Origin of the sequence: Lysinibacillus sp. FSL K6-4013 (genome assembly GCF_038630435.1) — a bacterium.
Classification (GTDB): Bacteria; Bacillota; Bacilli; order Bacillales_A; family Planococcaceae; genus Lysinibacillus; species Lysinibacillus boronitolerans.
Window position 1 is genome coordinate 1883535 of sequence record NZ_CP152031.1, and the last position, 13425, is coordinate 1896959.

Genomic DNA, 13425 nt, shown 5'->3' on the forward strand with positions numbered 1-13425 from the left:
AACCTAATAAATGGAACGTATTTTATGCTAACATTGTAAAAATCTCGTCACAGTTGTGGCGAGATTTTTTTATAGCCAGCCTTTTTCACCTGCTACCTGAGCGGCTTGCTGTCTGGATTCAACTTGTAGCTTCTGAATAGAGGTTGATAAATAATTGCGAATCGTGCCCTTCGTTAAAAATAGTTGCTTACTAATCTCGTTTGTGGTCAAGCCTTTTTTGACTAGCTGAAGTACCGCAATTTCTCGTTCATTTAAAGGATTTTGCTCCTTCATAAATAGGGAGGCAGCTAAATCCTTGCTGACCACCTTTTCTCCCTGCATGATTTTTCGTATAGTAGCGATTAAATAATCAATAGGTTCATCTTTCAATAGATAGCCGTGGACCTCGCAATCCATTGCCTTCTGCAAATAGCCAGGACGTGCGAAGGTTGTCACAATCATCACCTTGCAAGGCAGGTTGGCCTGTTTAATTTTTTCAGCAAGCTCAAGCCCTGATAGATGGGGCATTTCAATATCGACTAGGCAAATATCTGGTGGCTCCTGCTGGATCAATTCCCATGCTTGTTGACCATCCGCCACCTCAGCTATGACCTCAATATCAGGCTCAAACGCTAGTAGCGAAGTTAGGGCACCACGTAACATTTGTTGGTCTTCTGCTAGTAATACACGTATCATGTTAGAGGCTCCTTTCCATCTTGAATTGGTAGAGTAAGTGTGACGCTGGTGCCGATAGGTGTGTCACTTTCAATCAGGGCATAGCCTTGCAGCATATGCATTCTTTCTTTAATGGAGTGGATGCCATTCCCACGTCCCTGTGACTGTAAACCGATGCCATCGTCTTTCATCACAAGTGTATAGTGTCCAGCACAACATTGAATGGTGAAATGACATTTTTTTGCCTGACTATGCTTGAGAATATTCGTAGTCGTCTCTCGTACACATAGAGCAAGCATCGTTTCCTCCACACTAGAAAGTACGATTTGAGGACATTGATTGTCAAGGGTTGTGGTAATATTCGCGCTTTGTAAAAGCTGTTGGCAATGGACAAGCTCTGTTTGCAACGAAATAAAATTCATATCAGACACTAACTCACGTACCTGTTTTAAGGCGGTACGGGTAGTGGCTAATATGTCATGTAGCTCAGGCTTCACGCTTGAAGGATCTCTATCAATCAGTTTGGTCGTAAGTTCGGTTTTTACTTTAATCATTGTGAGCGTATGGCCAATTGTATCATGAAGGTCTCTAGCGATCCGTTGACGCTCCTCTTGCTGAACAAGCTGTGTATTAACGTCTGCTAGCTCAGCTTGCAGATTTTTCGACTTTTCCACAAAATAAATGAGTACCGGGAGCACTAGCTGAAACATCATAATCGGTACTAGCACCTGTGATTCCTTTGGTAAAAGGGAATCTGTTGTCATGGACAAAACCGTCAAAAACATGGCTGCGATGGCTACAATCCCACAGGCAATATGCCATTTTGATTTTGCACGTCCTAGTAAATCGGCAAAGGTAAAGCCAAAAATAAGCATAAAAGGATCGACAAAAATGCTAAGTAAGGCAATAAGGACAAAGGCTACTAGAGAGGCGACAAGTAGCCTCCAATCTCGATGCCATAAAGCAATGTAGAAGGCTATTAGATATAAAAGGAGCACTGTTATTTTCATAGCTAAGGGAAGGGAATGAGACCCGAGTACTAGCGCGAATAAGAAAATGACAGAAGCGGCATCAATGATTAAATAATGCTTAATTTGTTCTCTTGGATATAATTTTATTACTAGCACCATCCTTTGTTGCTTTACTGTGTCATCGCTTGAAGGGCTTTTTTACGAATCCATTCCATAGGGCCCATTTGAAATTGCTGTAGCCAAGCAAACGCTATAACAAGTTGTAAGATTGATAGAGATAGCCAAATACCAATTACAGTGATGCTATTGACTTGCCCACCTAAGCCAAGCCCCCAACCATAAAAAATAATCGACGCAAGCACGTTTTGGAGGACATAGCAGCTTAAAGACATTTTACCGACATGAGCAAAGCGCTGCCAAAGCCAGTCTAGCTTCTTATATTCTACCAGTTTACCTAAAATTCCAATATAGCCAATGGATAGAATAGGGGCACAAAGGTAGCGAACAGGTAAATCAAAAAGCCCACCAGGAATAAAAATAAGCAGATTGATAGGAAAACCAATGAATACACCGATTTTAAATAGCTTTTGTCTAGTTTGGCGTCCTTTGTCTGTTGGTGAAAATACCTCATTACGCATAAACTTCACGCCAAGTAAAAATAAAAAGACATTCATTGGGATAATAAATATTGCTTCTGAGCGATAAAATAAAAAGTTTGTGAGACGATGCTGCACCTGCGCAAACCATGTGCCATGCTCATAGAGCTCAGTAACGGAGGCCATACCATTTAAGGAAACACCAGCTCCTTGTAAGGTACTGATAAAAATAAGCAGAATCAATAGGATGTGAAAGCCACCAAAAAAATAAAAGGCTCCTGTCATGAACTTGTCACCCAAACGTACAATAAAAGCGACGATGAATGCTGTGACAGCATAGCTCATTAAAATATCATATTCCATCACCAGGGTGTAGTGCAGCAATCCCTCCAATCCTAAAAAGACGATAGTCCACAGATACACGCCAGGCCAAGCTGTACCTCTACGTAAGGCTTGCTGATATTTTAATTGTAAGCCTACCCCAAACATAATTGTTAATAATCCAAGTAGCTTACCATTAACGAAAAATAATACGACCATACGTAAAAAATCATTGAAGGACCACCAACCAGAATGGTCACTTGTTGTGATATACGATAAATCGCCAAGATAAGCAAAAATCCAAATATTTGTGCCGAGCGTTCCTAAGACGGCAAAGCCTCTTAACATATCGATAAAGGGAAGTCTTTGTTGTGTTTGCATAAGTTCGATCACTCTTTCTTTTTTTTCTTACCTTAAGGATAAGAAAATCTCTAAAGAAAACCTATTCACACCAGTCAAAAAATCTTGATGACAGGTGTCATAAAGTTTGCTGTGACAGCACAAAAAACCAGCAACGCTTTTGCTGCTGGCTCATTACTTTGTACAGGTATAGATGCGATAGTCTAAAATATTTTCGTATTTTTCATTCATGGCAATATGCTGATCCATGATTTCATAGAACTCGGATTCCATATGTGAGGAAACTTGAAATTCAGGCTTGGATGAGATGGATTTATTTTTTTGTATACGTATTTCATAAAAGCCAGCCTGATGTAGGAGTCTTACCCAATCCTTTTTCATGAGGAGAGACTGAAAGCCGTAAAATTGTTGGATGTCGTCTGTAAGTTCGGTGCGAAGTGTTTTGGGAATGGTGAATTCAATAGCAATGAAGCGGCCACCTTTCTTTAATAAACGATAAATTTCCTGCAAAGCCTGCTGCAAATTAACAAAGGCCAGAACCGACTCAGCTAGAATCAAGTCAAATGACTCGCTCCCTAAGGAGGTTTGTTCAATAGAGCCTTGTATAAGTTTGACAGGTAGACGGGCTTTATGCATACGCTGACGAGCCTTTTCTATCATGATGGGCTGAATATCGAGACCTGTGACGTTTGCTTGATAGGAAGATGCTAAATAAGCAGCCGTTTGTCCTGTACCACATCCCACATCTAAAATATGTGCGTTTTGCTCAATATTCTCTGCTTGCAAGACAGCCTTTGATAGATTAATGCCTCCAGGATGGGCGCCTCCAATCCCGAACTTAGCTAAAAAAGTAAGATAATGAGAGTCTTGAATAGTACCACCTTCTTTTTTCTTATAGTATGACAGGGAAACTAGTATGGTTCCCTTATTATTTTTAACCTCTTCTTCAAAAGTCTAATTCGCTATAAAAATTTCCACATATACTAGTTAGAAGGCTTTCCGATAGGGGGTGTATAAATGCCATATTTTCAGCCGAATGCTAGAAGAGGTCCATACCCGCCAAACAACAGGCAATATTTTGGCCCACCTTTTCGAGGTAGAATGGTGCAACCATACTATTCTCCCAATCAACAACAGCAAGGCTCTAGATTAGGAAATTTACCAGATCATTTAAATACAATTATGGGGCATGCTGGGACGATAACAAATGGAGTAAATATGTTGAGACAGATGGGAGCGCTATTAAGTTTATTTAGATAAAAACTAGAAACCCTCTTAAGATCATGATCTTAAGAGGGTTATATTTAGGTTTAACGGGCTGGTGCAAATTGCTTTTCGATAATTGAGCGATTTTTCTCTTTAAATAGCTCATTATGTGAGGACACCATGCCATGACGATAGGCAGTTGGTTCTAAATACGTTTTAATAGAATTGACCGCATTGGCTGCATCTTGGAATGTCCCAAGTAGCAAATTGATTTTTCCATCAAATGATAAAATATCACCCGCAGCAAAAATACCAGGATGGGCTGTTTCACCTGTTGCTTTTCCTTCAAAATAATAATCATCCTTTTTCGGAATGGCAATGGCCTCGTCAAATGCAAGAGACGCCTCACGATTATAGCCATGACTGACAATCACCTCATCGATTTGACGCGTATAACTTTGCTTTGTTAGCGTATTCTCGCATGTCACTAATTGAATAGCCGTTTTATCAGCATTTGCGGAAAGCTTTGTAATGGTTGTATTACACTCAATGCGCACACCTGCTTTCAGTGCTTCCTGTACAGTGGCTTCGTGCGCTGATAAATGCTCTTTGCGGTAAACAACCGTTACGCTTTTGGCAATCGGACTTAATTCAACAGCCCAATCAATGGCTGCATTACCACCGCCTGAGATGATGATATCCTTATCGACAAAACGTTTATACGATTGCACAGTGTAATGTAGATTGGACATTTCATATTTTTCAGCGCCTTCAAGTGTTAGCTTTTGAGGGCTAATAATGCCTCCACCTACAGCTAGCAGCACCGTTTTAGAATAATGCTTTTCACCAGTTGCTGTATGTATCACAAAAATATCATCATGACGTTCAATTAAATCCACTTTTGTATCTGTCAAAATAGTAGGATCAAATGTTTTGGCTTGCTCGATTAATTGTTTAACAAATTGATCGCCCAACACAGGTGGATGTCCCCCAATATCCCATATCAGCTTTTCTGGATAAAGTAAGACTTTTCCGCCAAGCTGTGGTTGACTTTCTACTAATTTTGTTTTTAAACCACGTAAACCACTATAAAAGGCACTGTATAAGCCAGCTGGACCTCCGCCAATAATTGTCACATCATACACCTGTTGCATTTTTGTTGCCACTTCCTTAATAAATAGTAAAAAAGTAATTGACAAAATCTTATCAAAAAACTAGACTTATTTTTATTGATAATGATTATCATTTTTAATAGTGCTTATCATAGCACGGAATGAAGTAAAAAGAAAGAGAGGGTCCGAATTGCGTTTAGAAGTTGAATCGATTCGTGTTGGTTATGACGATAAAACGATTGTGCATGATTTATCGCTGCAAATTCCAGATGGCAAAATCACAACCATCATTGGTTCAAATGGTTGTGGAAAGTCTACCTTATTAAAGGCCATTACACGTATATTAAAGCATGAGAGTGGACAGGTCATATTAGATGGTCAAAATATTTCCAAGATGAAAACAAAAGAATTGGCAAAAGAGCTGGCAATCTTACCACAGAGTCCAGAAAGTGCACATGGTTTAACAGTGGAAGAGCTTGTATCCTACGGTCGATTTCCCTATCAAAAGGGCATTGGTAATTTATCACAAAAAGATAAAGAGGTCATTGACTGGGCTTTACAAGTGACAAAAACCGAAGACTTCCGTTTGCAATCTGTAGATGCTTTATCAGGTGGACAGCGTCAACGAGTATGGATTGCAATGTCTCTAGCTCAAGAAACCGATATTATATTCTTAGATGAGCCGACAACGTATTTAGATATGGCACATCAATTAGAGGTTTTAGAGTTACTCTACAAGCTGAATGAAGAACAAGGGCGTACGATTGTTATGGTACTCCATGATTTAAATCAAGCGGCACGTTTTTCAGATTATATTGTAGCGCTTTCACAAGGAAAGCTTGTAAAATTCGGAACGGCTGAAGAAGTGATGGTTCCAGAAGTATTAAAAAAAGTATTTAATATAGATGCAGTAATTGGCAAAGATCCACGAACAAACAAACCAATGTGCATTACATATGACTTATTACAAACCGTTTAAAGGAGAATGAATGACAATGAAGAAGTGGTTATTACCAATGTTTATGATGCTCGTACTCGTACTTGCAGCGTGCGGCAATAAAGAGGAGAAAACAGACAAGGCTGATGAAGGCTCGAAAGAAGCGACTTCAGCACAAACAATTACTTATCAATCTGAAGTAGGTCCAATTGAAGTACCAGCAAACCCTAAACGTGTAGTTGTATTATCTTCTTTTGTAGGGGATTTATTACAGCTGGATGTTGATGTTGTCGGTGTAGACGCATGGGCAGCAAAAAATCCAAACTTTGAAGATGCAATTAAAGACGCTGTCGTTGTTGAAAATACCGATATTGAAAAAATTCTTGAGCTAGAGCCAGATTTAATTATTGGCTTAAATGGTATTGAAAATGCTGATAAATTAGCAGAAATCGCGCCAACTGTATTATTTACGTATGGTAAAGTAGACTATTTACAGCAATTTATTGAAATCGGTAAAGTTGTGAATAAAGAAAAAGAAGCAACTGCTTGGGTAGAAGATTTTAAAGCACGTGCAGCAGAAGCTGGTAAAAAAATTAAAGAAAAAATCGGTGAAGATGCGACTGTAACAGTAGCAGAGAACTTTAATAAACAGTTCTATATTTATGGCGATAACTGGGGTCGTGGAACAGAGATTTTATATCAAGAAATGGGCTTGAAAATGCCTGAGAAAGTAAAAGAAACTGCGTTAGAGCCTGGCTACTATGCCATTTCTCAAGAAGTTTTAGGGGAATATGCAGGTGACTACGTGATCTTCAGTATGTTCCAAGATCAAGATAATTCCTTTACAGATGCAGCATGGTTTAAAGATTTAGAAGCAGTGAAAAATGGTCATTTATTTGAAGTGAATGCGAATGCCTTTTACTTCAATGATCCGATCACATTAGAACATCAATTGAAGTTCTTTGAAGAGAAATTTTTACAATAATTAGTAGAGAGTAGCGAAGGCAAATGACAAAGTTTCGAAAGCTTCCATTTTGGCTTCAGATATTGCTTGCATTGCTTGTATTAATGGGTACGGCCAGTATCTCGTTGTGCTTAGGGGCAGCGAATACAAGTATTCAAGATGTCTTTCAAGCAATTGTCGGACAAAGTGGAGGTAAACATTACACGATTTTACGTGAAATTCGATTTCCTCGTATCATTGCAGCTATTTTTGTTGGAAGTGCGCTCGCTGTTGCTGGGGCGATTATGCAAGGGGTTACACGAAATCCGTTAGCTGATCCAGGGCTGCTTGGTTTAACGGCAGGGGCAAATGCTGCCCTTGCTTTAACAATGGCATTTATCCCTAAATTCTCGTATTATACGTTAATTTTAGCCTGCTTTATTGGCGCTGGAATTGGAATGATGTTAGTTTATGGGATTGGTGCCTCTACTAAAAAAGGCTTTTCCCCTTTAAAGCTTGTTTTAGCTGGTGCGGCTGTCACAGCATTATTACAGGCAATTGCTGAGGGGACAGGCATTTTATTTCAAATCTCCAAAGATGTTTCGATGTGGACAAGTGGCGGTTTCATTGGCACGACATGGCAGGCTTTATTGATCGTACCGGTTATTATTATTGGCTTACTGCTTTCATTTGCGTTTAGTCGTCAATTAACGATTTTAAGCTTAAATGAGGAAGTAGCAGTGGGCGTTGGGCAAAACACTACACTCGTAAAGGGTGTCATGATGCTCGTTGTGGTTATTCTGGCTGGCTCTGCTGTGGCTCTCGTAGGGAATCTAGCTTTTGTTGGCTTAATGGTACCGCATATTGTCCGTGCGTTTGTAGGGACAGACTATCGTTATGTCTTACCGATGAGCGCCATTGTTGGTGGCTGGTTTATGGTGTTGGCTGATTTTGCAGGGCGCATGATTAACGCACCTTATGAAACACCAGTTGTCGCCATTATTTCAATTTTAGGTCTTCCATTCTTCCTACTATTAGTGCGGAAGGGAGGGCGTCAATTTGTTTAAAGAAGGTCGCAGAAAACAACGTAAATGGTTACTCATATGGCTTGTGGTAACCTTGTTCATTTTTATTTTAGGGATTTCATTAGGTGCTGCTTCGGTTTCTATTGACCGCATTCTTCCAACCTTACTGGGCGATGGTAGTTTTAAGGAGTCCTTCGTGCTTTTTTCAGTCCGTTTACCAAGAATGTTTGTGCTAGCGGCTGCGGGTATGGCATTAGCACTGGCAGGGGCCGTATTGCAGGGCGTAACCCGCAATGATTTAGCAGACCCAGGAATTATTGGTATTAGTGCTGGCGCAGGTGTTGGGATTACTGTCTTTTATTTACTAGTAGATGGCGACCTTCCTCACTTTGCCTATATTTTACCGATTGTCGGCTTTTGTAGTGCCTTAGTGACAGCACTGGGCATTTACTTTTTCTCTTATCAGCGTAATAAGGGTGTCCATCCTGTGCAGTTTATTTTAGTAGGGGTAGGCGTAGCATCAGCCTTATCAGGGGTCATGATGGTATTAATATCCTCTGCTGAGCGGAGCGATGTACAATTTATTGCACAATGGCTAGCCGGAAATGTATGGGGCACAGATTGGCCATTTTTCTGGGCGCTAATGCCTTGGCTTGTACTGGGCATCCCTTACATTTTCTATAAAGCCAACGTTTTAAATGTCTTGGCCATGACGGAGCAAACAGCAGTCGGACTTGGTATGAACATTGGGCGAGAACGTTTCCGATTATTAATTGTTGCGGTTGCACTAGCGGCTGCCGCGGTATCCGTAACAGGGGGAGTAGCCTTCATCGGTTTGATGGCTCCCCATATTGCAAAACAGCTCGTTGGTCCACGCTACCAATTCTTTTTACCACTGACGCTATTCATTGGCGCAAGCTTGCTAATGCTTGCTGATACCATTGGACGTGTTGCTATTGCAAGTGCAACGGTTCCTGCTGGGATTGTTGTTGCATTTATTGGCGCACCTTATTTTCTATATTTATTACGCAAAAATGTATAGAAATGTATTAGTTATTGGTCACAAAAACAGTCTTTCGATCTAATAAAAATAGTGAAAAAAAGATTTTACATCATCTATCTTTCAAGTTTTTGAGAACCTCATTTGTTGAGGTTCTTTTTTTGTATAATCAGAACAGGAGGTGCATACATGATTCTATTAGCACGACAACCATCGGACTTGCAAAAAATACTAGAGGTGGTGCTCCGTAGATTGCCACAGACGCATAATAACTACGCTTATTATGGTGAACGTTTGAGCCGTGTCCAAGCAGGTCTTGCGGGGGAACAGCGTGTTGATGCAGAATGGCTCGAAATCGATTTACCAACCCCACATTTTTTTCTACATGATTTTCAAACCGCAAATAGCTACGGATCTACCTATCAAATGGATACCATCTTTCTCTGCCCACATTTTTTACTTATTCTTGAAATCAAAAATATAACAGGAAATCTCTCATATGATGTCCCTTTTGCGCAGTTTACACGGACAACATTGGATGGCACGGTGGAAGGAATGACTGATCCATTTGTTCAGCTGGATCGGCATGTCATATGGATGAAAAAGCTTCTACTGCGAGAACATTTCGAATTACCTATTGTACATGCAGTAGTGCTGGCAACGAAAAATGGCATTTTAACAAAGGGTTTTGAGGGGCAACCTATATTTCATGTAAAAGGGTTACGATTTCATCTACAAAAATGGATAGAGCATTATCAACCTAGAGAAAGAGTTGATCTTTTACAATTAGCCAACCTTCTATTATCCCTGCACACAAAGTTGAAAAAAGAAGTAGAGGTGCCTCTTAAGGAAATGGTGAAGGGTGTGTTATGTCCACAGTGCGGCTCGGGGCAGCGTTTAAAGTATCACTATAAGAAATGGATTTGCCCTCGCTGTGGATTGGTGGACGATGATGCATTGCTTCGAACATTAGAGGACTACAGGTTACTAGTCGGGCAGCAGGTAACCAATCGAAGCTTCCGCGAATTCTTTGGCATTGACTCTCCCGATTTAGCGTATAAGTTGTTGCAACAACTCCCATTAAAAGCGGAGGGTGTCAAAAAGCATCGGAAATATTGGATTAAGGAATAAATAGCTAAGAGCTACAATTCAAGAGGTCTGAATTGTAGCTTTTAGTGTTGTAGAGGGAAAGGGCGCTTGAAGTAGGTGGATAGAAAGCTGAAAGTGACGGATAGAGCAAGGAAAGTAGCGGATAGAACGCGCAAAGTGGAGGATAGAGCAGAGAAAGTGGAGGATACGGTTCGAATTGGCGGATAGAATGCTGAAAGTAGCGGATAGAGCAAGGAAAGTAGCGGATAGAACGCGCAAAGTGGAGGATAGAGCAGAGAAAGCGGAGGATACGCTTCGTATTGGCGGATAGAAAGCTGAAAGTGACGGATAAAACAAGGAAAGTAGCGGATAGAACGCGCAAAGTGGAGGATACGCTTCGAATTAGCGGATAGAATGCGTAAAGTGACGGATACCACTCTTAAAAGCAATCATCCCGCTTTAGCGATGTTTCGCTTATTTCCTACTAGACAAATAGAGTTTTTAGGTATATAGTTAGCTAGGCTAACTAATATAAAAGGAAGTGATAGTGTGACAATTGAACAGGAATTTTTTAATCAGTACCGCTTAATGTATCGGCCGTTTATTAATCAGTTGAATGTGCAGCTTGAACCCTATCAGTTATATAGCTCACAGTGGGCAGTGCTTCGTTTCTTGAATGATAAGGGTCCACATTCATTTGTAGATATCGCGAATTTCATGTCTATAGAGAAGCCAAGTGTCACGAAGCTTGTACATAAACTTGTGGAGCTAGGCTATGTGGAAACGATGACGGGCAAGGATAAGCGTGAAAAGCTGGTACACCTATCAAAGCATGGGGAAGAGCTTGTGCTGGAAATAAAGTCGCATCTAAATCCATTTTTTGAGCAGGCTTTGGCAGGCGTGCCAAAACAAGATATTGACATTGCGACACAGGTTTTAGCAAGAATTTGTATGAATATTAATCAATAGGGAGAGCAACGTGGAAGCAGCCAGAAAGAAACTATGGACAAAAGATTTTTTAATTGTCTCACTTATTAATTTTACCATTACGTTAATCTTTTATTTATTAATGGTTACGATAGCAGCATATGCGGTGGAGCATTTTAATGCCTCTACAAGTACAGCGGGGCTTGTATCGAGTATTTTTATTATCGGGACACTATTAGGTCGTCTTGGGACAGGGCGTATTATTGGAGACTGGGGTAGCAAAAAAACATTATTTTGTGGACTATTATTATTTATGTTATCAACAATGTCTTATTTTATAGCAGGCAATTTACCGCTGCTGATGATCAATCGTTTAGTACAGGGGATTGCACTAGGGATTGCCAGTACAGCAACAGGTACCATTATTGCACAAATTTTACCAGCTGAGCGTCGTGGAGAAGGGATTGGTTATTATAGCTTAAGCGCTATTCTAGCCACAGCCATTGGCCCATTTATTGGAATATTATTAACACAGCTATTTGCAGATTATCGTATGATTTTTGCAGTAGATTCTGTGTTAGCGATTATTTGTTTCTTTATGTATTACATTGTGACCGTGCCAGATGCACCGAAAAAAGCAAAGGATACAGCTGTAAAGGCTGGGTTTAAAGTGACGAACTTTATTGAAATGCGTGCAGTACCGATTGCCTTTGTGGCACTTGTGATTGGCTTTGCTTATTCAGGTGTGATGTCGTTTATGACGTTTTATGCAAAGGAGTTAGATTTAGTATCAGCAGGTAGCTACTTCTTTATTATCTATGCTATTGTCATTTTGGCTACACGTCCATTTACAGGGAAATTGCTTGATACAAGAGGGGCAAATATCATTATCTATCCATGCTTAGTGTTGTTTGCAATAGGCATGTATGCCTTTAGCTCAGCAACAACTACGATTGCCTTTTTAATCGCTGCCGCTTGTATCGGGATTGGCTATGGAAACTTCAACTCGGTGGCACAGGCAATTGCCATCAAAGTAACACCAAATGAGCGTTTAGGACTTGCGACATCTACGTATTTTATTTTTTATGATTTAGGCTTAGGTGTCGGGCCTTATTTCTTAGGCTTATTTGTACCATCTATGGGCTACAGCTCGATTTTCTTCTTGATGGTCTTTGTTATTTTAGTGTCGATTGTGCTTTATTACCTTTTACATGGAAAACATGAAAATTTGAAACAAGCAAAAATTTCGTAGATTAGAATCATTATATTGTAGAATAAACGTCTTTTTTCTAGTTGTTCGTAAAGAATAACTGAAAAATGACGTTTTTTTCTATTTACAAAAATAGTTGTTGCAATAGATGATGATAATCATTATCATCACAATATAAAACAAATTCGGAAGTAGGTACGAAGTATGAAAAACAAATCATTTTTGTCGGTATTAGTAGCAGGAGGCATTTTAATGGCTGGCTGTGGCAATACAGAAGAAGTAAAAAAAGAAGATAAGCCAGCAACAGAACAGGCGGAGCAAGCTACAAAAGAGGTGGATTTATCTTCTGAATTATCAGCCTATCAACAATTTGCGTTAGAGCAAATGGATCAATTTTTACTAGATACAGAGAAATTTGTGAACCTATTCAAAGCAGGCGATATTGAAGGGGCAAAGGCAGCGTATGCACCAGCACGTATGTATTTTGAACGCTCTGAGCCAATTGCGGAAAGCTTCGGTGATCTTGACCCTCGCATCGATGGACGTTTAGCAGATATTCAAGAAGAAGGTAAGGGTGAGGAAGAATGGTCAGGCTACCATAAGCTTGAGTATGCGCTTTGGGAAGAAAATACAACAAAAGGTTATGAGGCTGTAGCAGATCAGCTTCTTGCAGATGCGAAGGAATTGCATGCACTTGTGCAAACAGTGGAAGTGACACCTGACTTAATGATTACAGGTGCAGTAGATTTATTAAATGAAGTATCAACATCTAAAATTACAGGTGAGGAAGAAATTTACTCTCATACAGACCTTTATGATTTTAAAGCGAATATTGAAGGCGCAGAAAAAATCTTTGAGATTTTACGCTCAAAATTAGAAGCAAAAGATTCTACATTAGTGGCAACACTTGATGAAAAATTCAAAGCAGTAGACGATTTATTAGCACAGCATACAACGGCTAATGGTGGCTATGTATCCTATGAGGAATTAACGGAGGAAAATACGAAAGCACTTGCAGCAGCGGTGAATCAGCTTGGAGAACCATTAAGTCAAATGGGTATCATTTTGGAGTGA

The 13425-nt window shown here is 40.0% G+C and carries 14 protein-coding genes; 9 read left to right on the top strand and 5 right to left on the bottom strand.

The window, feature by feature from the left end; translation table 11 throughout:
* Positions 1-69: 69 nt before the first annotated feature.
* From MHB39_RS09030 to MHB39_RS09045, 4 genes are all read right to left on the bottom strand, one after another.
* Entirely contained in the window at positions 70-675 is a 606-nt protein-coding gene (locus tag MHB39_RS09030) for a response regulator transcription factor (RefSeq protein ID WP_004229368.1), read from the bottom strand.
* On the bottom strand, positions 672-1784 hold the full coding sequence (locus tag MHB39_RS09035; RefSeq protein ID WP_333004411.1) for a sensor histidine kinase: 1113 nt from the start codon (positions 1782-1784) through the stop codon (positions 672-674). The genes MHB39_RS09030 and MHB39_RS09035 overlap by 4 nt, the downstream gene beginning before the upstream one ends.
* 11 nt (positions 1785-1795) lie before the next feature.
* Complete coding sequence (locus MHB39_RS09040) at positions 1796-2923, bottom strand: DUF418 domain-containing protein (protein ID WP_312127078.1); 1128 nt, start codon at positions 2921-2923, stop codon at positions 1796-1798.
* A 153-nt stretch (positions 2924-3076) separates the two neighbouring features.
* Positions 3077-3688: a class I SAM-dependent methyltransferase gene (locus MHB39_RS09045; RefSeq protein WP_016995553.1), complete on the bottom strand. Its 612-nt coding sequence runs from the start codon at positions 3686-3688 to the stop codon at positions 3077-3079.
* Between the two features lie 231 nt (positions 3689-3919).
* On the opposite strand from MHB39_RS09045, the gene MHB39_RS09050 reads away from it, so the two are divergent.
* Entirely contained in the window at positions 3920-4162 is a 243-nt protein-coding gene (locus tag MHB39_RS09050; RefSeq protein ID WP_016995552.1) for a hypothetical protein, read from the top strand.
* Between the two features lie 50 nt (positions 4163-4212).
* Here the strand turns inward: MHB39_RS09050 and MHB39_RS09055 are convergent, their stop codons facing one another.
* Positions 4213-5262: an NAD(P)/FAD-dependent oxidoreductase gene (locus tag MHB39_RS09055; protein WP_342546366.1), complete on the bottom strand. Its 1050-nt coding sequence runs from the start codon at positions 5260-5262 to the stop codon at positions 4213-4215.
* A 148-nt stretch (positions 5263-5410) separates the two neighbouring features.
* On the opposite strand from MHB39_RS09055, the gene MHB39_RS09060 reads away from it, so the two are divergent.
* The 8 genes from MHB39_RS09060 to efeO all read left to right on the top strand — a co-directional run bounded on the left by MHB39_RS09060 (position 5411) and on the right by efeO (position 13425).
* Complete coding sequence (locus tag MHB39_RS09060) at positions 5411-6199, top strand: ABC transporter ATP-binding protein (RefSeq protein ID WP_342546368.1); 789 nt, start codon at positions 5411-5413, stop codon at positions 6197-6199.
* A 16-nt stretch (positions 6200-6215) separates the two neighbouring features.
* Positions 6216-7142, top strand: coding sequence for an iron-hydroxamate ABC transporter substrate-binding protein (locus MHB39_RS09065; protein WP_342546370.1), 927 nt, complete (start codon positions 6216-6218; stop codon positions 7140-7142).
* Between the two features lie 23 nt (positions 7143-7165).
* Complete coding sequence (locus tag MHB39_RS09070; RefSeq protein WP_342546371.1) at positions 7166-8167, top strand: iron ABC transporter permease; 1002 nt, start codon at positions 7166-7168, stop codon at positions 8165-8167.
* Positions 8160-9167, top strand: a complete 1008-nt coding sequence (locus MHB39_RS09075; protein ID WP_016992070.1) for an iron ABC transporter permease — start codon at positions 8160-8162, stop codon at positions 9165-9167. The genes MHB39_RS09070 and MHB39_RS09075 overlap by 8 nt, the downstream gene beginning before the upstream one ends.
* Before the next feature lie 147 nt (positions 9168-9314).
* Positions 9315-10256, top strand: coding sequence for an NERD domain-containing protein (locus MHB39_RS09080; protein ID WP_342546373.1), 942 nt, complete (start codon positions 9315-9317; stop codon positions 10254-10256).
* Positions 10257-10763: 507 nt separating this feature from the next.
* Complete coding sequence (locus tag MHB39_RS09085) at positions 10764-11183, top strand: MarR family transcriptional regulator (protein WP_054550884.1); 420 nt, start codon at positions 10764-10766, stop codon at positions 11181-11183.
* A gap of 10 nt (positions 11184-11193) precedes the next feature.
* Entirely contained in the window at positions 11194-12393 is a 1200-nt protein-coding gene (locus MHB39_RS09090) for an MFS transporter (protein WP_342546377.1), read from the top strand.
* Between the two features lie 162 nt (positions 12394-12555).
* A complete protein-coding gene (efeO, locus tag MHB39_RS09095) occupies positions 12556-13425 on the top strand; it encodes an iron uptake system protein EfeO (RefSeq protein ID WP_342546379.1) in 870 nt (289 codons plus the stop codon).

Bases quoted from the DNA above. Each gene is read 5' to 3' on its own strand.
- MHB39_RS09030 (WP_004229368.1), bottom strand. From the start codon at position 675: ATGATACGTGTATTACTAGCAGAAGACCAACAAATGTTACGTGGTGCC.
- MHB39_RS09035 (WP_333004411.1), bottom strand. From the start codon at position 1,784: ATGGTGCTAGTAATAAAATTATATCCAAGAGAACAAATTAAGCATTAT.
- MHB39_RS09040 (WP_312127078.1), bottom strand. From the start codon at position 2,923: ATGCAAACACAACAAAGACTTCCCTTTATCGATATGTTAAGAGGCTTT.
- MHB39_RS09050 (WP_016995552.1), top strand. From the start codon at position 3,920: ATGCCATATTTTCAGCCGAATGCTAGAAGAGGTCCATACCCGCCAAAC.
- MHB39_RS09055 (WP_342546366.1), bottom strand. From the start codon at position 5,262: ATGCAACAGGTGTATGATGTGACAATTATTGGCGGAGGTCCAGCTGGC.
- MHB39_RS09065 (WP_342546370.1), top strand. From the start codon at position 6,216: ATGAAGAAGTGGTTATTACCAATGTTTATGATGCTCGTACTCGTACTT.
- MHB39_RS09070 (WP_342546371.1), top strand. From the start codon at position 7,166: ATGACAAAGTTTCGAAAGCTTCCATTTTGGCTTCAGATATTGCTTGCA.
- MHB39_RS09080 (WP_342546373.1), top strand. From the start codon at position 9,315: ATGATTCTATTAGCACGACAACCATCGGACTTGCAAAAAATACTAGAG.
- efeO (WP_342546379.1), top strand. From the start codon at position 12,556: ATGAAAAACAAATCATTTTTGTCGGTATTAGTAGCAGGAGGCATTTTA.